The organism is Pseudoxanthomonas sp. 22568 (genome assembly GCF_052044485.1).
GTDB classification, from domain to species: domain Bacteria; phylum Pseudomonadota; class Gammaproteobacteria; order Xanthomonadales; family Xanthomonadaceae; genus Pseudoxanthomonas_A; species Pseudoxanthomonas_A beigongshangi.
The window spans coordinates 28,186-51,830 of record NZ_JBQENC010000020.1 but is presented as its reverse complement, the minus strand read 5'-3'; the positions used below and the strand labels follow the sequence as shown (position 1 = coordinate 51,830).

Annotated in this window: 23 protein-coding genes; 5 read left to right on the top strand and 18 right to left on the bottom strand. The window is 69.0% G+C overall.

What is annotated here, in order from left to right:
- The 12 genes from cydC to ccoN form a co-directional block, all read right to left on the bottom strand.
- The coding region (cydC, locus tag ACTJI2_RS18755) for a thiol reductant ABC exporter subunit CydC (protein WP_440842981.1) at nt 1-1,669 on the bottom strand (1,669 nt) is incomplete at its 3' end.
- Nucleotides 1,666-3,360, bottom strand: a complete 1,695-nt coding sequence (cydD, locus tag ACTJI2_RS18750) for a thiol reductant ABC exporter subunit CydD (RefSeq protein ID WP_440842980.1) — start codon at nt 3,358-3,360, stop codon at nt 1,666-1,668. The genes cydC and cydD, both read right to left, overlap by 4 nt.
- Nucleotides 3,357-4,082: a sulfite exporter TauE/SafE family protein gene (locus ACTJI2_RS18745; RefSeq protein ID WP_183640866.1), complete on the bottom strand. Its 726-nt coding sequence runs from the start codon at nt 4,080-4,082 to the stop codon at nt 3,357-3,359. Before ACTJI2_RS18745 ends, cydD begins: the two co-directional genes overlap by 4 nt.
- A complete protein-coding gene (ccoS, locus tag ACTJI2_RS18740; protein ID WP_183640868.1) occupies nt 4,072-4,314 on the bottom strand; it encodes a cbb3-type cytochrome oxidase assembly protein CcoS in 243 nt (80 codons plus the stop codon). The genes ACTJI2_RS18745 and ccoS overlap by 11 nt, the downstream gene beginning before the upstream one ends.
- Complete coding sequence (locus tag ACTJI2_RS18735; RefSeq protein WP_318288373.1) at nt 4,311-6,716, bottom strand: heavy metal translocating P-type ATPase; 2,406 nt, start codon at nt 6,714-6,716, stop codon at nt 4,311-4,313. Before ACTJI2_RS18735 ends, ccoS begins: the two co-directional genes overlap by 4 nt.
- Nucleotides 6,713-7,225 carry a FixH family protein gene (locus ACTJI2_RS18730; RefSeq protein WP_183640872.1) on the bottom strand — a complete coding sequence of 171 codons (513 nt, stop codon included), beginning with the start codon at nt 7,223-7,225 and terminating at the stop codon, nt 6,713-6,715. The genes ACTJI2_RS18735 and ACTJI2_RS18730 overlap by 4 nt, the downstream gene beginning before the upstream one ends.
- The gene (locus tag ACTJI2_RS18725; protein ID WP_183640874.1) at nt 7,222-8,772 is read right to left on the bottom strand and encodes a 4Fe-4S dicluster domain-containing protein; all 1,551 of its coding nucleotides are present in this window, start codon (nt 8,770-8,772) and stop codon (nt 7,222-7,224) included. The genes ACTJI2_RS18730 and ACTJI2_RS18725 overlap by 4 nt, the downstream gene beginning before the upstream one ends.
- A gap of 179 nt (nt 8,773-8,951) precedes the next feature.
- Nucleotides 8,952-9,248, bottom strand: a complete 297-nt coding sequence (locus ACTJI2_RS18720; protein WP_141454254.1) for a hypothetical protein — start codon at nt 9,246-9,248, stop codon at nt 8,952-8,954.
- A 17-nt stretch (nt 9,249-9,265) separates the two neighbouring features.
- A complete protein-coding gene (gene ccoP / locus ACTJI2_RS18715; RefSeq protein WP_440842979.1) occupies nt 9,266-10,201 on the bottom strand; it encodes a cytochrome-c oxidase, cbb3-type subunit III in 936 nt (311 codons plus the stop codon).
- Nucleotides 10,198-10,341 (bottom strand): cbb3-type cytochrome oxidase subunit 3, encoded by a 144-nt coding sequence (locus tag ACTJI2_RS18710; RefSeq protein ID WP_440842978.1) that lies wholly within the window; start codon nt 10,339-10,341, stop codon nt 10,198-10,200. Before ACTJI2_RS18710 ends, ccoP begins: the two co-directional genes overlap by 4 nt.
- 1 nt (nt 10,342) lies before the next feature.
- Complete coding sequence (ccoO, locus tag ACTJI2_RS18705) at nt 10,343-10,963, bottom strand: cytochrome-c oxidase, cbb3-type subunit II (RefSeq protein ID WP_141454251.1); 621 nt, start codon at nt 10,961-10,963, stop codon at nt 10,343-10,345.
- 13 nt (nt 10,964-10,976) lie between these two features.
- Nucleotides 10,977-12,416, bottom strand: coding sequence for a cytochrome-c oxidase, cbb3-type subunit I (ccoN, locus tag ACTJI2_RS18700; protein ID WP_183640879.1), 1,440 nt, complete (start codon nt 12,414-12,416; stop codon nt 10,977-10,979).
- Between the two features lie 226 nt (nt 12,417-12,642).
- Here ccoN and ACTJI2_RS18695 point away from each other — a divergent pair, with 226 nt between their 5' ends.
- The 5 genes from ACTJI2_RS18695 to ACTJI2_RS18675 all read left to right on the top strand — a co-directional run bounded on the left by ACTJI2_RS18695 (nt 12,643) and on the right by ACTJI2_RS18675 (nt 17,450).
- The gene (locus ACTJI2_RS18695) at nt 12,643-14,217 is read left to right on the top strand and encodes a cytochrome ubiquinol oxidase subunit I (protein ID WP_183640881.1); all 1,575 of its coding nucleotides are present in this window, start codon (nt 12,643-12,645) and stop codon (nt 14,215-14,217) included.
- A 13-nt stretch (nt 14,218-14,230) separates the two neighbouring features.
- Entirely contained in the window at nt 14,231-15,385 is a 1,155-nt protein-coding gene (cydB, locus tag ACTJI2_RS18690) for a cytochrome d ubiquinol oxidase subunit II (protein ID WP_183640883.1), read from the top strand.
- 12 nt (nt 15,386-15,397) lie between these two features.
- Nucleotides 15,398-15,505, top strand: coding sequence for a cytochrome bd-I oxidase subunit CydX (gene cydX / locus ACTJI2_RS18685; protein ID WP_141454247.1), 108 nt, complete (start codon nt 15,398-15,400; stop codon nt 15,503-15,505).
- A gap of 315 nt (nt 15,506-15,820) precedes the next feature.
- Entirely contained in the window at nt 15,821-16,561 is a 741-nt protein-coding gene (locus tag ACTJI2_RS18680) for an SDR family NAD(P)-dependent oxidoreductase (RefSeq protein WP_318288376.1), read from the top strand.
- Between the two features lie 124 nt (nt 16,562-16,685).
- Nucleotides 16,686-17,450 carry a FadR/GntR family transcriptional regulator gene (locus ACTJI2_RS18675; protein ID WP_141454245.1) on the top strand — a complete coding sequence of 255 codons (765 nt, stop codon included), beginning with the start codon at nt 16,686-16,688 and terminating at the stop codon, nt 17,448-17,450.
- Nucleotides 17,451-17,469: 19 nt separating this feature from the next.
- On the opposite strand, the gene ACTJI2_RS18670 is transcribed toward ACTJI2_RS18675, so the two are convergent.
- Genes ACTJI2_RS18670 through ACTJI2_RS18645 form a run of 6 tightly spaced genes read right to left on the bottom strand, consistent with a single transcriptional unit; the run spans nt 17,470 to nt 23,643 of the window.
- Nucleotides 17,470-18,612 carry an alpha-hydroxy acid oxidase gene (locus ACTJI2_RS18670; protein WP_318288377.1) on the bottom strand — a complete coding sequence of 381 codons (1,143 nt, stop codon included), beginning with the start codon at nt 18,610-18,612 and terminating at the stop codon, nt 17,470-17,472.
- Between the two features lie 28 nt (nt 18,613-18,640).
- Nucleotides 18,641-19,879, bottom strand: coding sequence for an L-fucose:H+ symporter permease (fucP, locus tag ACTJI2_RS18665; RefSeq protein ID WP_318288378.1), 1,239 nt, complete (start codon nt 19,877-19,879; stop codon nt 18,641-18,643).
- Nucleotides 19,880-19,904: 25 nt separating this feature from the next.
- Nucleotides 19,905-20,243, bottom strand: coding sequence for an L-rhamnose mutarotase (locus ACTJI2_RS18660; RefSeq protein ID WP_183640893.1), 339 nt, complete (start codon nt 20,241-20,243; stop codon nt 19,905-19,907).
- 10 nt (nt 20,244-20,253) lie between these two features.
- Entirely contained in the window at nt 20,254-21,030 is a 777-nt protein-coding gene (locus ACTJI2_RS18655; RefSeq protein ID WP_183640896.1) for an SDR family oxidoreductase, read from the bottom strand.
- 10 nt (nt 21,031-21,040) lie between these two features.
- Entirely contained in the window at nt 21,041-21,886 is an 846-nt protein-coding gene (locus ACTJI2_RS18650; RefSeq protein ID WP_318288379.1) for an amidohydrolase family protein, read from the bottom strand.
- On the bottom strand, nt 21,883-23,643 hold the full coding sequence (locus ACTJI2_RS18645; protein ID WP_318288380.1) for an alpha-L-fucosidase: 1,761 nt from the start codon (nt 23,641-23,643) through the stop codon (nt 21,883-21,885). Before ACTJI2_RS18645 ends, ACTJI2_RS18650 begins: the two co-directional genes overlap by 4 nt.
- Between the last annotated feature and the right edge of the window lie 2 nt (nt 23,644-23,645).

Genomic DNA, 23,645 nt, shown 5'->3' with positions numbered 1-23,645 from the left:
CGGGATCCGGCCAAAGGCGGCCGTCGATCAGGCGGTGGCTCTCGTGGACGGTGCCGGGGGGCAGGGGCGCGTGGGTGATGATCAGGACCGCGCGATCGGCGGCCGCCTCGGCGATATCGCGCATCAGCGCGTCGGCGGTGTCCTGGTCCAGGCCTTCGGTGGGTTCGTCGAGTAGCAGCAGCGGGGTATCGCGCAACAGCGCGCGCGCCAGTGCCAGGCGCCGCGCCTGGCCGGCCGAGAGGGTTGCGCCGCTTTCGCCGACCCAGCCATCGAGGCCGTCGCTCCAGTTTCGCACCAGCGTGTCCAGCCGGACCTGCGCCAGCGCCCGCCACAGCTTTGCATCGTCGGCGCCGGGATCGCCGATGCGCAGGTTGTCGCGCACGCTGCCGGCGAAGACCGGCGCGTCCTGCGGCAACCAGGCCAAGCGCGCATGCCAGTCGGCGCCGCGGAACCGGCGCAGATCGTGGCCCGCGTAAAGCAGCCGGCCTGCGTCGGGATCGCGCAGGCGCAGCAGCAATGCGAGAAGCGATGACTTGCCGGCGCCGCTGTCGCCGCGGATGGCGATACGACGTCCCCGCGCGAGCATCAGATCCACGCCGTCCAGCAGCCGGCGCGCTTCGCCCGGCCACGCAAAGGCCACGCCTTCCAGCACCAGCGGGCCTTGCGCGGGCACGGCGACGGGATCGGCAGGATCGTCAATCTCCGGTTGCTGCATCGCCACCTCGTCCAGCCGCCGCGCGGAGGCGCGCGCGGCCTGCCAGGCCTGCCATGCCACGCCGATGCCGGCGGCGGCTTCCAGCAGGGCAAGGGTCATGAAGAACAGGCCGCCCGCCGCGGGCGCGGACAATCGCCGCGCATCGACCGCGTCGAACAGCAGCCAGCCCAGCGCCGGCAGCAGCGCCGCCGCCAGCAGGCCGTGGAGCAGCACGCCGAGCGCGAGCCGCCGCTTGCGCTGGCGCTCCCGTCCGGCCAGTGCCAGTGCGTCCGCATCCACCCGCGCCAGCCAATCGTCCGCCGCGTCGAGCGCGACCAGATCGCTGGCGCCCTCCAGCCCTTCGAGCACCGCGTAGCGCAGGCGCGCGCGTGCTTCGGCGCGTTCGCGTTCCAGGCCGCGCGCGCCGGCCTGTATCGCCCACGGCACCGCCACCGCGATCAGGACGAACGCCACCGCCAGCAACAGTCCGGCGACGGGCAGCCGCCAGGCTGCGACGGCGACACCGATCGACAGCACCGTCGCCAGCGACACCAGCGGACCGAGCGCGCGCACCAGCAGGCCGTCGACCGCCTCGATGTCGGCGACCAGTCGCGCCAGCAAATCGCCCACGCGATAGCGCCCCAGCCCCAGCGGCGCCAGTGGCAGCGCGCGGCGGAAGAACCACACCCGCAGATCCTTCGCCAGCGCCAGGGTGACGTCGTGGCCGACCAGCTTTTCCGCGTAGCGCGAGAGGATGCGGGCGAAGGTGAATGCACGGATGCCGGCCGAGGGACCGAAGAAGTTGAAGCCGATCGCCGCGCTGCCGGCCAGCGCCGCGGCGGTGAGGAAATGCCCGGCCAGGCCGAGCAGGCCGGTGCCGGCCAGCAGGGTGGTCAGCAGCAGCGCGAAGGTCAGCGCGATGCCGCCGGCATGGCGGCGCAACACGCCGCGCAGATCGTCCGGCCGCGCGCTCATGGCGACGCCTCCGGCACACGCGGGCATGCGTCATGGAGATCCAGTACGCGCCCGGCCATCCGCATCGCCGCCGGACTGTGGGTGGCCATGATCAGCGTGCGTCCGCGCGCGAACTCCGCCAGCGCCTGGAGCACGGCCTGTTCGGTTTCCGGGTCGAGGAAGGCGGTCGGTTCGTCCAGCAACAGCAGGCCGGGTTTGCGCAGGAACAATCGGGCCAGCGCCACGCGCCGCGCCTCGCCGCCGGACAGGCCGAAGCCGCGCTCGCCGATGGCGGTATGCAGGCCTTGCGGCAGGCGCCGGGCGAAGCGCATCACCTGGGCGGCTTCGGCGGCGTGTTCCAGTTCCGCGTCGCTGGCGCCGGGTGCGGCGATACGCAGGTTGTCGGCCAGCGTGCCCTGGAACAGGAACGGTCGCTGCGGGGCATAGCCGATGCGCGGCGGCGTGTCGTATTGGACTGATCCTTCGGCGGGCGGTAGCCAGCCGGCCAGCGCTTCCAGCAGCGTGCTCTTGCCACCGCCGCTGGCGCCCGCGATCGCGAGGTGTCCACCGGCTTCCAGCGCGAACGAGAGATCCCGCAGCGCCAGCGGCGCACCGGCGGCGGGACGCAGCGCCAGGCGTTCCACCCGCAGCGCCGGCGCGCGCGGATCGCTGGCCGCGTTCGCGGTCGCCGGCGATGGCGGCGCGGTCTCGGGTTCGATGTCTTCCAGCAGATGCGCCATCTCGCCCGCCGCGGCCAGCGCGGCGGCGCGATCGTGGTAGTGCGTCGCCAGCCGCCGCAGCGGCGCGTAGAGCTCCGGCGCCAGCAGCAGGCAGAACACGCCGGTCGCCAGATCCAGCGGCGGTCCGCGCAGATCGAGCATGCCCAGGTAGGACAGGCCCAGGTACAGCGCGATCATCGCCACGCTCAGCGAGGCGAAGAACTCCAGCACCGCCGAGGACAGGAAGGCGATGCGCAGGACCTTCAGGCTGCTGCTGCGCAGGCCTTCGGCGGCCTGTTCGATGCCGGCCAGTTCGCTGTCGCCGCGTCCGTACAGGCGGATCAGGCCGAGGCCGCGCAGGCGATCGGCGAAATGGCCGCCCATCCGCGCCAGCGCCTGCAACTGGCGGCGGCTGGCCGCTTCCGCGCCCCAGCCCACCAGCATCATGAAGATCGGCGCCAGTGGCAGGGTCAGCAGCAGGATCAGGCCGACCACGCGGTCGGCCCAGAACGCGCCGATCAGGATCAGCAACGGCACCGCCACCACTTCCAGCCGCACCGGCAGGAAACCGCCGAGGTAGCCTTCCAGCGCATCGACGTGGCCGCCGAGCGTCTCGGCGAGTTCGCCGCTGCGCCGGTGGCGCAGCCAACGCGGGCCGCGCGCGATCAGGCGGCGCGCCAGCCGTGCACGTACCTGCACGCGCACTGTTTCCACCGCTTCGTCGGCCAACCGCCGCGACGCCCATCCGAGCAACGCGCGCAACATGCCGACGACGGCCAGTCCGGCCAGCAGCGCCGCCACCGCGCGCACCGGCGCATGGTCTACGAAGACCTGTTGCATCGCCCGCGCGATCAGCAGCGCCTGCGGCACCAGCAGCGCGCCAGCCAGCACCGTGCAGACGCCGGCCAGGCGCAGCGGACGCGCGCCGAGCGCGGCGAATGCCTTCAGGTGTCGCGCCGCGTCGGGCGCGCGCGCATCCGCCACGTCGCTCATGTCGGCAGGGTGCGGCAGCCCAGCGCGCTGAGCAGGCCATGCAGTGCCGGCGCGTGCGCCAGCCACGGTCCGGCGAGGGTGAGCAGGCCGGCGAACAGCACGATCATCGCCGCGCCCATGCGCGCGCCCGGCCGTTGCAGCCAGCGGCCCATGCGCGCGCCCGACCAGGTCAGCGGCACCATCATCGGCAGCGTGCCCAGGCCGAAGGCAAGCATGGTCAGCGCGCTGTCGCGCGCATTGGCCTGCAACCACGCGGCGGTCAGCAGGCTCAGGCTGAGTCCGCAGGGCAGCCAGCCCCACAGCATGCCCAGCGCGATCCGGCGCCACGCGCGATCGGCGGGCAGCAGGCGCGATTGCAACGGCCGCAACCACTGCCACACGCGCGCCGCCGGACGCGACAGGAACTGCAGGCGCGCGCGCCGATCCAGCAGGCGCAGCGCGACCAGCACCAGCACCACGCCCACCGCCATGCGCAGGACCAGTGCCAGGTTGTCGAATCGGAACACTTTCAGCAGCCCGCCGCCGAAACCGCCAACGATCGCGCCGGCCAGCACGTAGCCGCCGACCCGGCCGAGGTTGACCTGCAAGGCCGCGCCCCAGCCGCGTTGCGGGCTCATCGCGGAGAATCCGGTGGCGATGCCGCCGCACATCGCGGCGCAATGCACGCCGCCCAGCAGGCCGCTCAGCAGCGCCGCGAGCAGGGTGAGGCTGTCAACCGGCATCGTCCTTGCCCGTGTCGCGCGCCGCGTCCGTCGCGGGTGCCGCGCCGTCGCCTTCCGGTGCGGATGGCTTCGACGCGTGCGCGGGTTTCCGCGCGTCCTCGTCGTCGAGGATGTCCAGCGCGGGCGTGTCCAGATCGTCGAACTGGCCGCGCCGCACCGCCCAGATGAAGGCGGCGACCGCCAGGCCCAGCAGCACCAGGCTGATCGGAATGAGCATCAACAGAATGGTCATGGTGCGGACTTGCTCGTGGGCACGCGGGTCAGGCGCAGGGCGTTGGCGGTGACCAGCAGCGAGGATAGCGCCATTCCCAGCGCGGCCAGCCACGGGGTGACCTTGCCGGTGGCGGCCAGCGGCAGCGCCAGCACGTTGTAGGCCAGCGCCCAGGCCAGGTTCTCGCGGATGATCCGGCGGGTGCGGCGGGCCAGATCCACGGTGGCGGGCAGGCGCGACAGCGAGGTGCCGGTCATCACCAGGTCCGCCGCGCGCTGCGCCAGCGGCGCACCCTGGCCCATCGCCACCGACACGTCCGCGCCGGCCAGCACCGGCGCGTCGTTGATGCCGTCGCCGACCATCGCGACGATCCGGCCCTGCGCCTGCAGTTCATGCACGAAGGCGAGCTTGTCCTCCGGCGTTTGCCGCGCGCGCGGATCGGCGATGTCCATTTCCGCGGCGAAGCGCTGCACCGGCGCGATGCCGTCGCCGCTGGCCAGATGCACCGCGTAGCCCTGCGCGCGCAGTGCCGCCAGCGCGTCCCGGGCGTCGGGACGCGCCGATTCGCGCAGCACGAACCGCGCGACGGCACGCGTGCCATCGCCCAGCCAGATCGCCCCATCGTCTTCGCCGCCGCTGGCGAACCCGGCCTGGCCCAGCCGCCACGCCTGGCCATCGATGCGGCCCTGCACGCCCCGGCCGGTGACGGTTTCCACCCGCTCGGCGCGCAGCGTCTCCACGTCCGCGTCGGTGGCGGCCTGGAGGAACGCGGCGGCCAGCGGATGGCCGCTGTCGCGCTCCAGCGCCGCGGCCAGCGCGAGCGCGCGCGAACGATCGAAACCGTCCAGGCCCTGCGCCTCCACGCTCAACGCGCGCGGATCGCTGAGCGTGCCGGTCTTGTCGAACACGATGTCGCTGGCGCGCGAGAGCGTGTCCAGCGCATCGGCGCGGGTCGCCAGCACGCCCAGCTTCGCCAGGGTGCCGTGCGCGGCGGCCAGCGCGGTCGGCACCGACAGCGACAGCGCGCAAGGACAACTGATCACCAGCAGCGCCAGGGTCACCTCGAAGGCGCGCGCGGGATCGTGGAAATACCAGAACACATACACCGCCAGCGCCGCCAGCAGCAGGCCGGCGACGAAGCGGCCGCCGATGCGATCGGCCGCGCGCGCGATCGGCGGCCGGTGCGCCTGCGCCTGATCGACCAGCCGCGCCAGCTGCGAGAGCCGGGTGGCGCTGCCGACGTCGGTGACCCGCAGCCGCGCCGGGTGCTCGCGGCACACGGTGCCGGCATAGACCGACGCGCCGGCGCGCTTGTGGATGGGATGCGACTCGCCGGTCAGCAGCGCTTCCTCGAACACCGCGTCGGTGTCCAGCAGCACGCCGTCGGCGGGCACGTTGTCGCCGGCGGCCACCCGCACCACGTCGCCGGCGGCGAGGCTGCCGACCGCCACCGACTCGCGGCTGCCGTCGGCGCGCTCGCGGGTGGCGAAGGCGGGGCGCGCCCGCGCCAGCGCATCGACCTGGGCGGTGGCGATGTTGCGCGCGCGCTGTTCCAGCATGCGCGCGGCCAGCAGCAGGAACACGAACATCACCGCCGCGTCGTACCAGACATGCACGCCGCCACGGATGGTTTCGACCAGGCTGGCCAGGTAGGCGAGCAGGGTGGAACCGGCGATCAGCGTGTCCATGCCGAGGTGGCGTTCGCGCAATTCGCGCCAGGCGCCGGCCAGGAACGGCCAGCCGGAGTAGAACACCACCGGCGTGGACACCAGGAAGGTCAGCCAGCGGAAGAAATCGCGCGTGGGCACCGGCATCGTCCGGTCCACGTCCAGGTACAGCGCCTCGGCGAACATCATCGCCTGCAATGCGCCCAGCCCGGCGATGCCCAGCCGCAGCAGCCAGCGCTTGCGCTCGTCCAGGCGCGCGCGTTCGCTGGCCTCGCCACCGGCCAGGTAAGGCCGGTAGCCGAGCATGGACAGCCGCTGCAGGATCCGCGACAGCGCCGCGCGCTGCGGATCCCAGGCGATGCGGATGCGTCCGGTCACCGCGTTGGCGGTGCTGTCGAGCACGCCCTCCTCGCGGGTGAGCGCGCGGTCGATCAGCCAGGCGCAGGCGGCGCAGCGCATGCCGTCGGTGAGCAGGATGATCTCGCGCCCGCCGGTGACCGGATGGCTGTGTTCGGCCTGCAACTCCTCGCGATCCCAGATGCCCAGATCGACGGGCTCGGCGTCCACGCGTCCGGCCGCGGCGCTGCGCAGGCGGTAGTAGCTGCCCAGGTCCGAATGGCGGATCCATTCGGCCGCCGCGGCGCAGCCTTCGCAGCAGAATCCCGCGGTCTGGCCGTCCAGCGGACGCAGGACCGGTGCGGCCGGCAGCGCCTCGCCGCAGTGGTAGCAATGCGGCGAAGGCGCCGTTGCGCTCACGAGGCGGCGTCGTCCTGCAACGAGGGCGACAGGTGCGTGGCGCGCTGCGCCTTGGGCAGGCGGCCGCGCAGGCGCCATTGGCCGTCGGCCGGGCCGAGTTGCACCTTCCACGCGTGCGAGGCGTCCACCGCTTCATCCAGACGCCAGCCGTTGCCGGCCGGCGGCAGGCGCAGGCGGCGATCCTCCTCGGCCTTGGTCGGATGTTGCAGATGCAGCTCCAGCGGCGCGCGGCGATCGAATTCGCCGCTGACCGGAATGACTTCCACGACGCCCGCGTCCACCCGCAGCACCGCCGCCAGCTTCATCGACTGCGCACGCTGGTCCGGACCGAGGTCGGTGGTCTGGATTTGCGCCATCCGATCCACCTTGTCGGTGACCGCGTCGGCGCCGCCGGCGCGCACGGAGATGTAGACCAGGCCGACGCCGGCGACGATCGAGGCGATCGGCAGGCCGATCACCAGCCACATCACCGGAATGCGCCAGAGGGGAACTTTGGGTTGCGGGGTCATGGGGCGGGTCCGAAGTAGCTGCTCTCGACGATCTTGGTGGACACGCCGTCCTCGCGTTCGACGCGGATGCGGATGGCGTGCCGGCCGGTCACGCTGGACGGCGCGGTCGCGACCAGCGGCAGCGACAGCACTTCCTCGGCATCGGCCTGGATCTGCTTGCCGCCACCGGCCAGGGTGATGCCGGCGGTGTCCGATTCCAGCACGATGCGGTAATGGTGCGATTGCTGATCCTTGTTGACCAGCTTGAGCGTGTAGCTGTTCTCGATGCGTCCGCCGCCGACGTCGCGGTACAGCGCGTTGCGATCACGCAGCACCTCGGCGATCACGTCGCTGCGGTGGGTCACGCCCCAGGCCCAGGCGGCCAGCAGCGCCAGCAGGATGGTGCCGTAGACGAACACGCGCGGACGCAGCACGCGGGTGCCCTTGCCGTCGATGGCGTTCTGGGTCGAATAGCGGATCAGGCCATTGGGATAGCCCATCTTGCCCATCACGTCGTCGCAGGCGTCGATGCAGGCGCCGCAGGCGATGCACTCGTACTGCAGGCCGTTGCGGATGTCGATGCCGGTCGGGCAGACCTGCACGCAGATGGTGCAGTCGATGCAGTCGCCCAGCTGATCCGGGGCGAACTTCGGCAGCGGCTCGGCGTGCGCGCCGGCGCCAGCAAAGGTGATGGTGCCGCGCGCGTGCAGGCGGTTGTCGGCCGCGGTGGGATGCTGGTACGCGCGGAACACGTAGTCGTAGGCGGTGGCCTTGTCGAGCAGGCCGCGAGCGCGTTCCAGCACGCTGCCCAGGCCGCGCTTGCGCGGGCCACGCGGTTCGCCGCGCATCGGGTCGTAGGCGATGATCAGGGTGTTGCGGTCGAACATCGCGCTCTGGAAGCGCGCGTAGGGGCACATGTACTTGCACACCTGCTCGCGCAGGAAACCGGCGTTGCCCCAGGTGGCCAGCGCGTAGAACAGCACCCAGAAGGTTTCCCAGCCGCCCCATTCCAGCGGCGCGCGCACGGCCAGATCGCGGATCGGAGTGAAGAAGCCGACGAAGGTGAAGCCGGTCCACAGCGCGAACAGCAGCCAGATCGCGTGCTTGCCGCCCTTGCGCAGGATCTTCTGCCCGTTCCAGGGGCCGGCGTCCAGCTTCATGCGCTGGCCGCGGTCGCCCTCGGTCCAGCGCTCCATCCACAGGAACACTTCGGTCCACACCGTCTGCGGGCAGGCGTACCCGCAGAACAGGCGCCCGGCCAGGGTGGTGAAGAAGAACAGCGCCATCGCCGCGATGATCAGCAGCAGCGCCAGGAACAGGAAGTCCTGCGGCCAGAACGACAGCCCGAACACGTAGAACTTGCGCGCCGGCAGATCGAACAGCACCGCCTGGCGGCCGTCCCAGCGCAGCCACGGGAACACGTAGAACATGCCCAGCAGCCAGAACACCGCGGCCACGCGCAGGCGGTTGAGGCGGCCGGACACGTCGCGCGGGTAGATCTTGCGTTCGCTGACGTAGAGCGAATTGCCCTGGTCGTCCACCACGTCGATCGGGATCTGCCGGCTCATGGCGATACTCCGTTGCGCGATGGGAGCTGGGATTTGCGGTAAAGCGGAATCGGAACGTTCATGGCATGGCTTCGCCGGGGGTTACCGGCGTGGCGTTGAGGGAGTACCGGACGGATCCAGTCTCCGGCGCGCACGACAGGAGCGGGAGCGACGGTTTGTCGCAGGCCCGCTCCAGGCTTTCATTCCGGCGGCAGCGCGCGGTTGAAGCGGCTGGAGGGCCGCAGGAGTATCCAGGTGAACAGGCTGGACGAGGCGGTCGCCAGCCAGAACATGAAGAAGCCCAGCGTGTAGCCGAGCTCGCGGGTCAACGGCCAGTCGGGGAAGGTCGCGTCGCGCAGCTGGAGCGGATCCACGAAGGCGAAGAACACCATCGTCGCCACGCCCGCCGCGAAGAAACTGGGCCAGAGGATGGCCCCGATCCGCTGTGCCAGCGGGCGGGGCGGGTGGTCCAGTCGGGGTTCGCTGAAATCGGTCATGGCGACGACGTTTCCTTCTATGGCGTGGCGGCGGCGGTTTCCTTGTTGCCCTTGTGCGACAGCGACCAGACATACGCGGCGACCAGGCGCGCGCGGGTCTCGCCGAGGAGCTCACGGTGCGCCGGCATGATGCCATGGCGGCCCTTGCTGATGGTCTGGCGCAGGCTTTCGCTGCTGTCACCGTACAACCAGTAGTCGTCGGTCAGGTCGGGCGCGCCGAGATCCGGATTGCCCTTGCCTTCGACGCCGTGGCAGGCCACGCACACGCCTTCGTACAGCTTCTTGCCCTGGGAGGCGGGGAAGTTGTTGATCAGCTGGTCCGGATGGCCCAGCGTGCGCACGTAGGCGATGGTGTAGTCGACCGCGTTCGGGCCGCCCATGCCGGTCAGCGCGGTACCCCATTCGGGCATCACGCCGTCGCGGCCGTCGAGCACCGTTTCCAGCACTTTCTCGGGCGAGCCGCCCCAGTGCCAGATGTCGTCGGTCAGGTTGGGATAGCCGATCGCACCCTGCGCGGACGAACCGTGGCAGGTGGCGCAGGTGTTGTTGAAGATCGAACGGCCCAGCGACAGCGCCTTCGGATCCTGCGCCAGCCTGTCGATGGCCTGGTCCGCGTAGGGCTTGAAGGTCTGTTCCAGCTTGGCGTCCTCCACCTTCTTCTTGGCGGCGTGTTCGCCGGCCGAAGACCAGTCGGCGGCGCCGGCGTAGCCGCCCAGGCCGCCGTACCACGCGATGTAGCCGATGCCGAACGCGATGGTCAGGTAGAACATGTTGATCCACCAGCGCGGCAAGGGCTTGTTGTACTCGGTCAGATCGCCGTCCCAGACATGGCTGGTTTCCTCCGGCGCCGGATCGCCCGGGCGACGGCGCGCCGTCCACCACAGCAACCACGCGCAGCCGACGATGTTCAGCGCCACCAGGGCGATGACGTACCACGACCAGCCGCTGTTCATGCCTTGTACTCCTCGTCTTCCTCGTTCAGCGGCAGCGCCGCGGCGTCATCGAATTCGGCCTTGCGGCGCGGGCTCCATACCCAGATCCAGCCGCCGACGAACAGCACCAGCAGGATTGCGGTCACGATTCCGGAAACCATCTCAGCCTCCCCGCGGTGCGTGCTTGCCGAGCGCCTGCAGGTACGCCACCACGGCGTCCAGCTCGGTCTTGCCCTTCAGTTCCTCGGGCGCGGCCTTGATCTCGGCATCGGTGTAGGGGTCGCCCAGCGCCTTCAGCGCGCCCATCCGCCGCGCGGTGGCTTCACCGTCGACCTTGTTCTTCTCCAGCCAGGGGAAGCCGGGCATGTTCGACTCGGGTACCACGTCGCGCGGGTTGATCAGGTGCACGCGGTGCCAGTCGTCGGAGTAGCGGCCGCCGACCCGGGCCAGGTCCGGCCCGGTGCGCTTGCTGCCCCACTGGAACGGACGGTCGTAGACCGACTCGCCGGCCAGCGAGTAGTGGCCGTAGCGCTCGCTCTCGAAGCGCAGGGTGCGGACCATCTGCGAGTGGCAGTTGTAGCAGCCTTCGCGGACGTACACGTCGCGGCCGGCCAGTTGCAGGGCAGGGTAGGGCTTGACCCCTTCCAGCGGCTTGATGGCCTCGGCCTGGAACATCAGCGGCACGATCTCGGCCAGGCCGCCGAACGACACGACCACCGCGATCAGGATGGCCATCAGGCCGATGTTCTTCTCGATTTTCTCGTGAGAGTTGCTGTTGCTCATGTCGGTCTCGTCCTCAGGCGCGCACTTCGGAAACGTCAACCGGCAGGATCGGTTGCGGTGCGGTCGAACGCGCGGATGCAAACGTCTTCCAGGTGTTCCACGCCATCACGCCCATGCCGCTCAGCACCAGCAGGCCGCCGCCCAGGCGGATCAGGTAGTACGGATAGGTGGCGTTGAGCGCCTCGACGAAGCTGTAGGTCAGCGTGCCGTCGGCGTTGGTGGCGCGCCACATCAGGCCCTGCATGACGCCGGCGATCCACATCGAGGCGATGTAGAACACCACGCCCAGGGTATGCAGCCAGAAGTGCAGGTCGATGGCCTTGGTCGAGAACATGCTGTCCCGGCCCAGCAGGCGCGGCAGCAGCGCGTAGATCGAACCCACCGAGATCATCGCCACCCAGCCCAGCGCGCCGGCATGCACGTGGCCGACCGTCCAGTCGGTGTAGTGGCTCAGCGAGTTGACCGTCTTGATCGACATCATCGGTCCCTCGAAGGTCGCGATCATGTAGAACGACACGGCGACGATCAGGAACTTCAGGATCGGGTCGGTGCGCAGCTTGTGCCACACGCCCGACAGGGTCAGGATGCCGTTGAGCGCACCGCCCCACGACGGCGCCAGCAGGATCAGCGAGAACACCATGCCCAGCGACTGCGCCCAGTCCGGCAGCGCGGTGTAGTGCAGGTGGTGCGGGCCGGCCCACATGTAGACCGCGATCAGCGCCCAGAAGTGGACGATCGACAACCGGTAGGAGTAGACCGGGCGACCGGCCTGCTTGGGCACGAAGTAATACATCATGCCGAGGAAGCCGGCGGTCAGGAAGAAGCCGACCGCGTTGTGGCCGTACCACCACTGCACCATCGCGTCGACCGCGCCGCTGTAGACCGGGTAGGACTTGGTGAAGCCGACCGGGATGGCGATGTTGTTGACGATGTGCAGCAGGGCCACGGCGATGATGTAGGCGCCGTAGAACCAGTTGGCCACGTAGATGTGCTTGACCGCGCGCTTGGCGATGGTGCCGAAGAACAGCACCGCGTAGGCCACCCAGACCACCGTGATCAGCAGGTCGACCGGCCATTCCAGCTCGGCGTATTCCTTGCCCTGGGTCATGCCCAGCGGGAGGGTGATCGCGGCCGCCAGGATGACCGCCTGCCAGCCCCAGAACACGAACGCGGCCAGCTTGTCCGAGATCAGCCGGACGTGGCAGGTGCGCTGGACCACGTGCAGGCTGGTCGCGAACAGGGCGCTGCCGCCGAACGCGAAGATCACCGCATTGGTATGCAGGGGGCGCAGCCGGCCATAGCTGAGCCATGGCAGATCGAAATTCAGCGCCGGCCAGTACAGCTGGGCGGCGATGAACACGCCCACGGCCATCCCCACGATGCCCCAGACCACGGTCATCACCGCGAACTGGCGCACCACCTTGTCGTTATAAGTACCCCGCACGCTCTGCATGCCACCTGCTCCTAGGCTCAACACCATGATCTTCAGCCCCATCGGCCCCCGCCCACATTGATTTGAATCAACCGGGAGGGGGGAAATACGGACAGGGAGTGGTCAGCGAACCACGGGCGGCATGTTGGCAACCCGGTACAAGGTCCAGGGTGCGACAGATTGTCACCCCCGCCCTTGCCCGGCAGGGGTCTAGAATCCCCCTCGACACCGCTGCCGAGCCTCCCTCATGCCGGACATGACCGTTGTCGAGCTGTCCCGCCTGCAATTCGCCCTCACGGCGATGTATCACTTCCTGTTCGTGCCACTGACCCTGGGCCTGTCCTTCATGGTGGCCATCATGGAGAGCGTCTACGTCATGACCGGACGGGACGTGTGGCGGCGGATGACCCTGTTCTGGGGCACCCTGTTCGGGGTGAACTTTGCCATGGGCGTCGCCACTGGTATTGTGATGGAGTTCCAGTTCGGGACCAATTGGTCTTATTACAGCCACTACGTCGGCGACATCTTCGGCGCTCCGCTGGCAATCGAGGGCCTGATGGCCTTCTTCCTGGAAGCGACCTTCATCGGCCTGTTCTTCTTCGGCTGGAACCGGCTCAGCCGGGTCCAGCACCTGGCGGTCACCTGGCTGGTCGCGCTGGCGACCAACTTCTCGGCGCTGTGGATCCTGGTCGCCAACGGCTGGATGCAGAACCCGGTCGGGGCGGTGTTCAACCCCGAGACCATGCGCATGGAGATCACCGACTTCATGGCGGTGATCTTCAACCCGGTCGCGCAGGCCAAGTTCGTCCACACGGTCAGCGCCGGCTACGTGACCGGGGCGATGTTCGTCATGTCGATCAGCGCGTTCTACCTGTTGCGCGGCCGCAACGCCGACTTCGCCAAGCGCTCGATGGCGGTGGCGGCCAGCTTCGGCCTGGCCGCGGCGTTGTCGGTGGTGGTGCTGGGCGACGAGAGCGGCTACGCGGTCGGCGAGAACCAGAAGATGAAGCTGGCCGCGATCGAGGCGATGTGGGAAACCGAGCCGGCGCCGGCGGGCTTCAACGCCTTCGCCATTCCCGACCAGGAAACCCGCACCAACCACTACGCGGTGCATATCCCCTACGTGATGGGGATCATCGGTACCCGTTCGCTCAACAAGGAGATGCCGGGCATCCTGGAACTGGTCGAGCGTGCCGAGGGGCGCATCCGCAACGGCATCGTCGCCTACGAGAACCTGCAGAAACTGCGCGCCAACCGCGGTGATTCCCACGCGCGGTACATGTTCGAAACCCACTGGCGCGACATCGGCCACGCCCTGCTGCTGAAGAAGTACCGCGAGGACATCGCCAACGCGACCGACGAGGAGATCGTCAAGGCCGCGTTCGACACCGTGCCGCACGTGGCGCCGCTGTTCTGGAGCTTCCGCCTGATGGTCGGACTGGGCTTCTACTTCATCGCCTTCTTCGCCTTCGCGTTCTGGCTTGCCAGCAAACACCAGCTGGACAAGCGGCGCTGGTTCCTGCGGCTGGCCTTCTACAGCCTGCCGTTGCCATGGATCGCGATCGAGGCCGGCTGGCTGATCGCCGAGTACGGCCGCCAGCCGTGGGTGATCGATGGCGTGCTGCCGACCTTCTTCGCCGCCTCGGGCCTGAAGCTGCACCAGATCCTGATCACCCTGAGCGGCTTCGTCACGATTTATACGGTGCTGGCGGTGGTCGAAATATGGCTGATGCGCAAGCTGATCCTGAAGGGCCCGGAAGAGCTCTCACCGGAACCGCACGGCGCGACCGCATCCGCCACCCCGCCGGCCACGGCCATCTGAGAGGAGCGCGTCCATGGACACCATTCCGCTCGACTATCCGACCCTGCGCCTGATCTGGTGGGCGCTGCTGGGCATCCTGCTGATCGGCTTCGCGGTGATGGACGGCTTCGATCTGGGCGTGGCGACGCTGCTGCCGGCGGTGGCCCGCACCGACGAGGAACGCCGGATCACGCTGAACGTGATCGGCCCGGTGTGGGAGGGCAACCAGGTCTGGCTGATCGTCGGCGGCGCCGCGATCTTCGCCGCCTGGCCGCCGCTGTACGCGGTCAGCTTCTCCGGCTTCTACATCGCCATGTTCCTGATCCTGGTCGCGCTGATCCTGCGCCCGGTCGGTTTCAAGTTCCGCAGCAAGGTGCCGGACCCTCGCTGGCGCGCGGTATGGGACTGGGCGTTGTTCGTCAGCGGGCTGGTGCCGGCACTGGTATTCGGCGTGGCGATGGGCAACGTGCTGCTCGGCGCGCCGTTCACCTTCGACGACATCCTGCGTCCCCACTACGAGGGCGGCCTGTTCGGGTTGCTCACGCCCTTCGCGCTGCTGTGCGGCCTGGTCAGCGTGTGCATGCTGGTCGCCCATGGCGCCGGCCGGCTGGCGATGAAGACCGACGGCGCGATCGCCCGGCGCGCGCGCCGCTACGGCAGCGTGGCCGCGATCGCCACCGCGGTGCTGTTCGTCATCGGCGGTGTCTGGCTGGCCAAGGGATTGAATGGTTACGTGTTGCAGGTCGCCATGGATCCGGCCGGTCCGTCCAATCCGCTCGCCAAGGTGGTGATCGCGCAGCCGGGCGCGTGGATGGGCAACTACGCGCGCTGGCCGGTGATCTGGCTGTTCCCGGTGCTGGGCGTGCTGGGCGCGCTGCTGAGCGCACTCTGCCTGCGCGCGGGCAAGGGCGGACTGGCGTTCCTGTCCTCGGCGCTGGCGATTGCCGGCATCCTGCTGACCTTCGGCTTGACCACCTTTCCTTTCCTGCTGCCGTCCTCGCTCAATCCTGGCGCCAGCCTGATGGTTTGGGATGCGTCCTCCAGCCACCTGACGCTGTTCATCATGCTGCTGGTCACCGCATTCTTCCTGCCGATCATCCTGGCCTACACGGCCTGGGTATACCGGGTGATGCGCGGCAAGGTCGGCGAGGACAGCCTGGATCACGACCAGAATCCGAACGCTTACTGAGGAGAAGCACGCATGTGGTATTTCAGCTGGATACTCGGCGCCGGACTCGCGGCCAGCTTCGCCATCCTCAATGGCATGTGGTACGAGATGCGGGATACGGACAAGCGCAAGAGCGATTGAGTGGAGAGCGGCGGCGTGCCCGTGCACGCCATCTCCGCAAGCCAATGCCGCCAGCGTGTCGCGTGGCGAATCCCCGGCATGTCCCTGCCTGCATCGCCATTCCATCATTGTCCCGGCGAATGCCGTGATGGTGAGTGGTCCTGGACGTCGAGAAACCCGGCGAAAATGGATTCCAGGTTTCGCTGGAATGACGGCGGTGCGACGACTGGGACAATGTGATTCGACTGTCATTGGCGCTGGACTCGGCATGGGTAAAGGCAGCAGGGATTAACCTGTTGAAAGTTCACATCGGCCCCCACGGCCAGGAGCGTCAACATGGATTTCAACAACAAGGTCGTCATCGTCACCGGCGGTGCCAGCGGCATCGGCGAGGCCAGCGCGAAGCTGTTCGCAGAGCGCGGCGCGCATGTGGTGATCGCGGATTTCTCTGATCACGGGCAGGCGGTCGCCGACGCACTGTCGAAGCAGGGCGCGAAATCCCTGTTCGTGAAGACCGACGTCACCGACAGCGCGGCGGTGCAGCGGATGGTGGCGGAAACCGTCGCCGCGTTCGGTCGCATCGACGTGCTGTTCGCCAACGCCGGCATCGCCGCCGACGGTCCGATCGACCAGCTGTCCGAAGCGGCCTGGGACCGCACCATCGGCATCAACCTCACCGGTGTCTACCTGTGCGACAAGTACGTCATCGAGCAGATGCTCAAGCAGGGTGGCGGCGTGATAGTCAATTGCGGTTCCATCCACAGCCACGTCGGCAAGCAGGGCGTCACCGCCTACGCGGCGGCCAAGGGCGGGGTGAAGCTGCTGACCCAGACCCTGGCCATCGACTACGGCGCGCGCGGCATCCGCGTCAATGCGGTCTGCCCGGGTTACATCGACACGCCGCTACTGAAGGACGTCCCGGCCGAGGCCAGGCACGCGCTGGAGAAGCTGCATCCGATGGGCCGGCTGGGCCGGGCGGAGGAAGTCGCGCGTGCGGTGCTGTTCCTCGCCAGCGACGATGCTTCCTTCGTCAATGGCGCCTCGTTGCTGGTAGACGGCGGCTACACGGCGCAGTGACGAATCGGGAGCGNGCGCCCCGCCGCTTCGGTACACGCCGGCCCCGACCGTCCGGGACGGTACGGGGATTGGCCTATAATCGCCGCATGTTCCCAGCAAGCCCGCCGGATGCGGAGCCCCGGACATGCCAGTCAAGAGCATCCAGAACCGCCGTCTTTACCAGCAGATCGCCGACCAGCTGCGCGGCATGATCAACCGTGGCGAATTTCCGCCGGGCAGCTACCTGCCGCCGGAGCGCGAGCTATCGCAGCAGTTCGGGGTCAGCCGCACCTCGCTGCGCGAGGCGCTGATCGCGCTGGAGGTGCTGGGCCTGGTGCGGGTCCGGGTGGGCGACGGGGTCAGCGTGGTGGGGCCGGACGCGGATGAAGCCCCGCCGGTCGAACATGCGCTGGATCGCGCCCGCCAGCTCAACCCGTGGACACTGGATCCGGAACTGGGCGTGGTGGCCGATTTCGACGCCGAAATCCCGCCGTTCTCGCTGCTGAGCGCCCGCCGGCTGGTGGAACCGGAAACCGCCGCGCTGGCGGCCGAGAACGCCACCGACGATCAGATCGCCGGCATCGAGGAAGCCCTGCAGCGCAACATCGCCGACAACCAGCACGCCTCGACCACCCATCCCGGCGACCGGCTGCTGCATATCCGCATCGCCGACGCCAGCGGCAACCCCGCCTATTCGCTGCTGATCCGGCACCTGCTGGGCCACCAGTACGGTGCGATGTTCCAGCGCGTGCAGGCGCTGTACACGGTGGAAGACATGCCCCGCCGCTCGGAGCTGGAGCACGAAGCCATCGTCGACGCGATCCGCGATCGGGATCCGGACGCCGCGCGCGCCGCGATGGAACGGCATCTGGATTCGGTGATCAGGATCTTCTCCGGCGGCGAGCGCTGACGCCGGGCAGCCGTCGACCCTAGGGCCGCCACAACACCTGCGGACCGATCTCGCGCACGTCGCGGGTGCCGGTCAGCGCCATGCTCACGTCCAGCTCGCGGCGGATCAGGTCCAGCGCGGTGGTGACGCCGCGTTCGCCCATCGCACCCAGGCCGTACAGGAAGGCCTTGCCGATCAGCGTGGCGCGCGCACCCAGCGCCAGCGCCTTGAGCACGTCCTGGCCGCTGCGCACGCCGCTGTCGAACCAGATCTCGCAGCAGTCGCCGACCGCCGCCACCACCTGCGGCAAGGCGAGGATCGCCGGCGGCGCGGAATCGAGCTGGCGGCCACCATGGTTGGACACCACGATCACATCCGCACCGGCATCGACCGCCGCACGCGCGTCGTCCGCGTCCAGGATGCCCTTCACAATCAGCTTGCCCGGCCACAGCGAACGCACCCAGGCCACGTCCTGCCAGCTGAGGGTGGGATCGAACTGACTGCCGATCCATTGCGACAGCGTGGTCATCCCCTTGCCGCCGCCGGGAATGAAACCGGCCAGGTTGCCGAAGTTGCGGTGCGGCGTGCGCAGCATGCCCCACGCCCAGCGCGGGCGGCGCAGCAGATCCAGCGCGTTGCCCACGGTCAGTCTGGGCGGCACGGTCAGGCCATTCTTGATGTCGCGATGGCGCTGGCCCTGGATCTGCAAATCGGCGGTGAGCACCAGCGCGGAGCATTGCGCGGCCTTCGCGCGCTGGATCAGCGAAGCGGCGAAATCGCGATCGCGCATCACGTACAGCTGGAACCAGAACGGCTTTTCCACCGCCGCGCGCACCGCCTCGATGGAGCAGATCGACACCGTGCTGAGGGTGAACGGCACGCCGGCGGCCTGGGCCGCGCGCGCGGCGAGGATTTCGCCGTCCGCGTGGAGGATGCCGGTCAACCCGGTCGGCGCCAATCCCACCGGCATGCTCACCGCCTCGCCGGCCATGGTGGTGGCCAGCGATCGCTGGTCCACATCGATCATCACCCGCTGGCGCAGCATCAGCGCGTCCAGCGCGCGACGATTGCCGTTGAGGGTGTGCTCGTCATACGAGCCGCGGTCGACGTAGTCGAAGATCGCGCGCGGCGCGCGGCGCATCGCCAGCTGGCGGAGATCCTCGTTGCAGGTGATCGGGGTCATGATGGAAACGGTTCGGGTCGAAGTACGGTCAGGGCTGCGGGTGGCGGCGCGCGTAAACACCGTACAGCGCGACCACCAGGAAGCAGAAGGCGGGAATCCAGAACGCGGTCTCGATGCCGGCGACATCCGCCAGCCGGCCCATGAACCACGGCACGATGGCGCCGCCGACGATGGCCATGATGATGAAGCTGGCGCCGCGCTTGGTCTGCGCGCCCAGGCCCTTGATGCCCAGCGCGAAGATGGTCGGGAACATCATCGACATGAAGAAGAACACGGCGATGAGGGCGGCGACCGAGACCTTGCCCATGCCGGCGATGACCAGGCCGCACAGCAGGATGTTGATCACGGCGTACACGCTGAGCAGGCGGGCCGCCGAAATCGTGCCCATCAGCGCGGTGGTCAGGAAGCGCCCGGCCAGGAAGCAGCCCAGCGCCACCGCCAACAGGTAGGCGGCGCGTTCGGAGGACAGGCCGGGGATGTGATCGACCGCATAGTTGATGAAGAATGCGCCCGCGCCGACCTGTGCGGCGACGTAGAAGAACTGTGCGATCACCGCGAATACGAAATGGCGTTGCGAGAACAACGGCACAGGGGGAACCGACGCCACGGCGGCGGAGGCTTCACCGGAGACTTCCGGCATCCGTGTCCGCCAGATCAGCACCGCGATGGCGATGACCACGACCGCGGTGGCGACGTAGATCAGCTGCACGCCGTGGCTGCCGGAAATGCCCGAGGTCGAGGCGCCGAAGAACAGCTTGCCGCCGATGAACGGCGCAATGAACGTGCCCAGGCCGTTGAACGATTGCGCCAGGTTGAGGCGGCGTTCCGAGGTTTCCGCCGGACCCAGCACGGTGGCATAGGGATTGGCGGCCGTCTCCAGGCAGGCCAGCCCGCAGGCGATCACGAACAGGGCGAACAGGAAGTACTCGAACACGCCGGCGCGGGTGGCGGGAATGAACAGCAGCGCACCGCAGGCGAACAAGCCCAGGCCGAGCAGGATGCCGGTCTTGTAGCCATGCCGCTCCATCAGCGCGGCGGCCGGCAGCGCCATCAGGAAGTAGGCACCGAAGTAGGCGGCCTGCAGCAGCGCCGAGCGTGCACGGGTGATGTCCAGGGTTTCCTGGAAATGCTTGTTGAGCACGTCCAGCAGCCCGTAGGAGAAGCCCCACAGGAAGAACAGGCAGGTCACCAGGATGAATGCCAGCCGGTAGCGTTGCGCGCCGCTGTCCTGCAGGGTCGGGGAGGCGGTACCGGGCATTGCGGGCATGGTGGAAGCTCCTGCGGAAAGAGGGTCAGGCGTCGGTCAGGCGGAAAATCGGTTGCATCGGGGTCCACTTGGTGCCTTCCGGCGTCCACGGCGTGGCTTTCTGGAACGACCACATCAGGTCTTCCCAGGCGCGCAGGCGCGGATCGTCGCGCTCGGCGTCGGCCATGCGCGCGGCGTCGAACACCGCGTCGTCGGTGTCCATCACCATCACCATGCGCGTGCCCAGCCGGAAGATCTCCAGCTCGCGCACGCCCTGCGTGCGCAGGTGGGCCAGCACTTCCGGCCAGACCTGCCGGTGGTAGTGCTCGTAGGCGGCGATCAGATCCGGATCGTCGTGCAGATCGAGGGCCAGGCAATGGCGCATCGGGATTTCCTCAGGTCAGGGCGCGATCCAGATGGGTGTAGCCGCCATCCACGAACAGCCATTGGCCGGTGACGTGGGAGGCGCGCGCGGACAGCAGGAACACCGCGGTGTCGGCGATCTCGTCGGCGCGGGTCATGCGCCGTTCCAGCGGGATGCGGCGGGTGATATCGGCCAGCTTGGCATCCGGGTCGTCGAAGCCGGACAGCCAGCTCTGGTAGAGCGGGGTCATCACTTCCGCCGGCACCACTGCGTTCACCCGCACGCCGTCGGCGGCCAGCGAGGCGGCCCATTCGCGGGTCAGCGACAGCTGCGCGCCCTTGGAGGCGCAATAACCGCTGGTGCCGCCCTGGCCGGTAATCGCGGTCTTGGAGGAGACGTTGACGATGGCGCCGCGGCTGGCCTTCAGCGCGTCGACGCACAGGTGCGCCATCACGTAGTAGTGGATGAGATTGCGCTCCAGCGACTGCACGAACGCATCGCGACCGGCTTCCAGCCCGACGCCGTCGTTGACGCCGGCGTTGTTGACCAGGCCGTGCAGTGCGCCGTTTTCGGCCAGCGTCGCGGCCACCGCGCGCTCGCAGGCGTCCGCGTCGGCCAGATCGAGCTGGTGGAAACGGAAGCGCGGCTGCGCCTGCCGCAATTCATCCTCGAACGCGGCGTCCAGCGGACTGCGCCCGAAGATCACCGGAATCGCGCCCTCGCGCGCCAACGCGCGTGAAATCGCGCCACCGATGCCGGCGCCGCCGCCGGTCACGATCACCACCTTGTCCCGCAATTCCAGATCCATCACGACCCCCTCAGCCGTGTACGTCATAGCAGCGCAGGGCGGTCCCGCCCCACAACTGCGCCTGTTCGGTTTCCGACAACCGGCCCGCCCAGTCTCGCACCAGCGCCGCGACTGCGGCGTAGTCGGCGCGCAGCAGGCAGACCGGCCAGTCCGAGCCGAACATCAATCGATCCGCGCCGAACGCTTCCAGCGCGGCATCCAGGTGCCGGAGGATCGCATCGCGATCCAACCCGGCGCCGACCACTTCGGTCACCAGTCCCGACGCCTTGCACAGCACGTGCGGCTGCGCGGCCAGCGCATGCAGGTGCCGCCGCCAGTCGGCCTCGCTGTCGCCGCCGATGGCGGGCTTGCCGAGGTGATCCAGCACCAGCCAATGGCGATCGTGGCGCGCGCAGAACGCCGGCACCTCGGCCAGCTGCGCCGGCCCACGCACCAGGATTTCGTAGACCAGGCCCTGCCGCTGCGCCGCCTCGACGCCACGCGCAAAGCGCGGGTCGGCCAGGGTGGCGGCCACGTCCGGGTCGTCCTGCAGCAGGTGGCGCACGCCGGCGAAGCGCGGATGCGCGCGCCAGTGCGCCAGCCGATCCTCCGCATGGGCGGCGAACAGATCCACCCAGCCGACCACCGCCGCGATGATGGCGTGCTGCTGCGCGAGGTCGAGCAGGAACGTGTTCTCCGCCTCGTCGGCGCGCGCCTGCACCGCGATGCACGCGTCCAGCCCGGCGGCTTGCAGCAAGGGCGCCAGATCTTCCGGCAACCGGTCGCGCCGCAGCACGTCCATGCCGTCGCCCATCCAGGGATAGTCCCGGGGCGCGTAGCGCCAGAAATGCTGGTGGGCGTCGACGCGGGCGATCACGGCGCGGCGTCCGCCCGCGGCGAAATCGACATCGCGTCGAAGCGCAGTTCCAGATCCTGCGCGGGGTAAGCAGGTGCGGCCAGTTCGATCGTCACCGGAGTCGCGCCCGCGCCAGCGGCAGGGATCGCGAACGGTCCGATGGCCTGCCCGCGCAACGTGGCCGCGTCCACCTCGCGTGCCTGTTCGCCGACACGGATGCGATAGCGCTGCGCCGATGCCGCCTGCACGCCCGAGAAACGCAGCCATGCGGCGGCTTGCGCCTGTTCGGGCCGCAGCATGGCGCGCAGCGATACCGTGGTCGAGCGCTGGCTGCGATAGCCGCTGCCGAACGCGAAGCTGGTGCCGGGATGCCAGGACGAACGGGGCAGCGTCGCGATGCCGGAAGCGGGGACCGCGGCCGCATCGGCCGGCATGATCCGGAGCGCGCCCTGCAATTCAACACGCAGCACCGGAAGCACAGCGTCCGGTACCCCCGCGGGCAGATCGATCACCAGCGCATCGCCGTCGCGACGCCAGGCCAGCGGCGGCGCGGTGTCATTGCCATCGATGTGGATCCCGCGCGGATCATTGGCCATGCCTTCGACGACGAGCTTTCCGCCGCGCCAGTCGCGCACGAACAGATAGAGCGCCTTGTCGTCCACCAGCGTGCTGCCCCAAGCCTGCGGCGGCAGCCCGCTGGGCCGCGCGGTCATCGCGAGATTGCCGTGGCGATGCAGCCACTGGCCGATCCCGCGCAGGACGTCGGCCTCGAACGGCACGATTGATCCATCGCCCATCGGGCCGATGTTGAGCAGGTAGTTGCCGCCGGCGCTGCGCGCCTGCACCAGGCCATTGACCAGTTCGCGCACCTTGCCCGGCCGATCGTCGCGCTGCTGCCAGCTCCGGTAGCCCCAGGTGGCATGGTAGATCGAGGCCGGCACTTCGAACGGCGGCTGCATCGACGGCGGTGGCGCCTCGTTGTCGCCGAGGGTGACGAAGTCGCCGGCGTTGTTCCAGATGCGGCCGTTGATGACCGCCGCCGGTTGCAGGCGATGGACGATGCCGGCGAAACGGCGGCTCTGCTCCGGCGTCGGCGTGGACATGTCGAACCACACCTCGGTGATTGGCCCGTAGTTCGTCATCAGCTCGGTGATCTGCTTTTCGATCAGCGGTTCCATCGACGCCGGAATCGGGTTGCCGTTGTCCGGATCAAAGGGATGGCCGGCGTGCCAGTCCACCAGCGAGAAATACAGGCCCAGACCGATGCCGCGCGCGCGGCAGGCCTCGGCGATCAGCTTGATCGGATCCTTGCCGAACGGGGTGCGGTCGACGATGTCGAAGTCGGTGCTCGCAGTATCGAACATCGCGAAGCCGTCGTGGTGCTTGCTGGTGACTACCACGTAGCGCGCGCCGGCGTCCTGCGCCAGTTTGCAGATCGCGTCGGCGTCGAACTTCGGCGCGGAAAAGCGTGCGGCGACCTTCGCGTATTCGTCATGGGAAATGTTGGCCCAGCTCTGGATCTGCTCCGAGTAGCCGCGCGTCACCGGCTGGCCGTTCCACACGCCGCCCAGTTCGGAATACAGGCCCCAGTGCACGAACATGCCGTAGCCCTGGCCCTGCCAGTGGCGGATACGCGCGGCGGGATCGGCGGCCGGGCGCGTGGCGACCGCGGCGGGCGTGCCGTCGTGCGCGGGCGGCGGCTGTTCGTCGCAGCCGGCCGCCAGCGCCAGCGCGGCCGACAGCAGCGCGACCGGCAAGGCGAAGCGTCGGCGCGCCATGG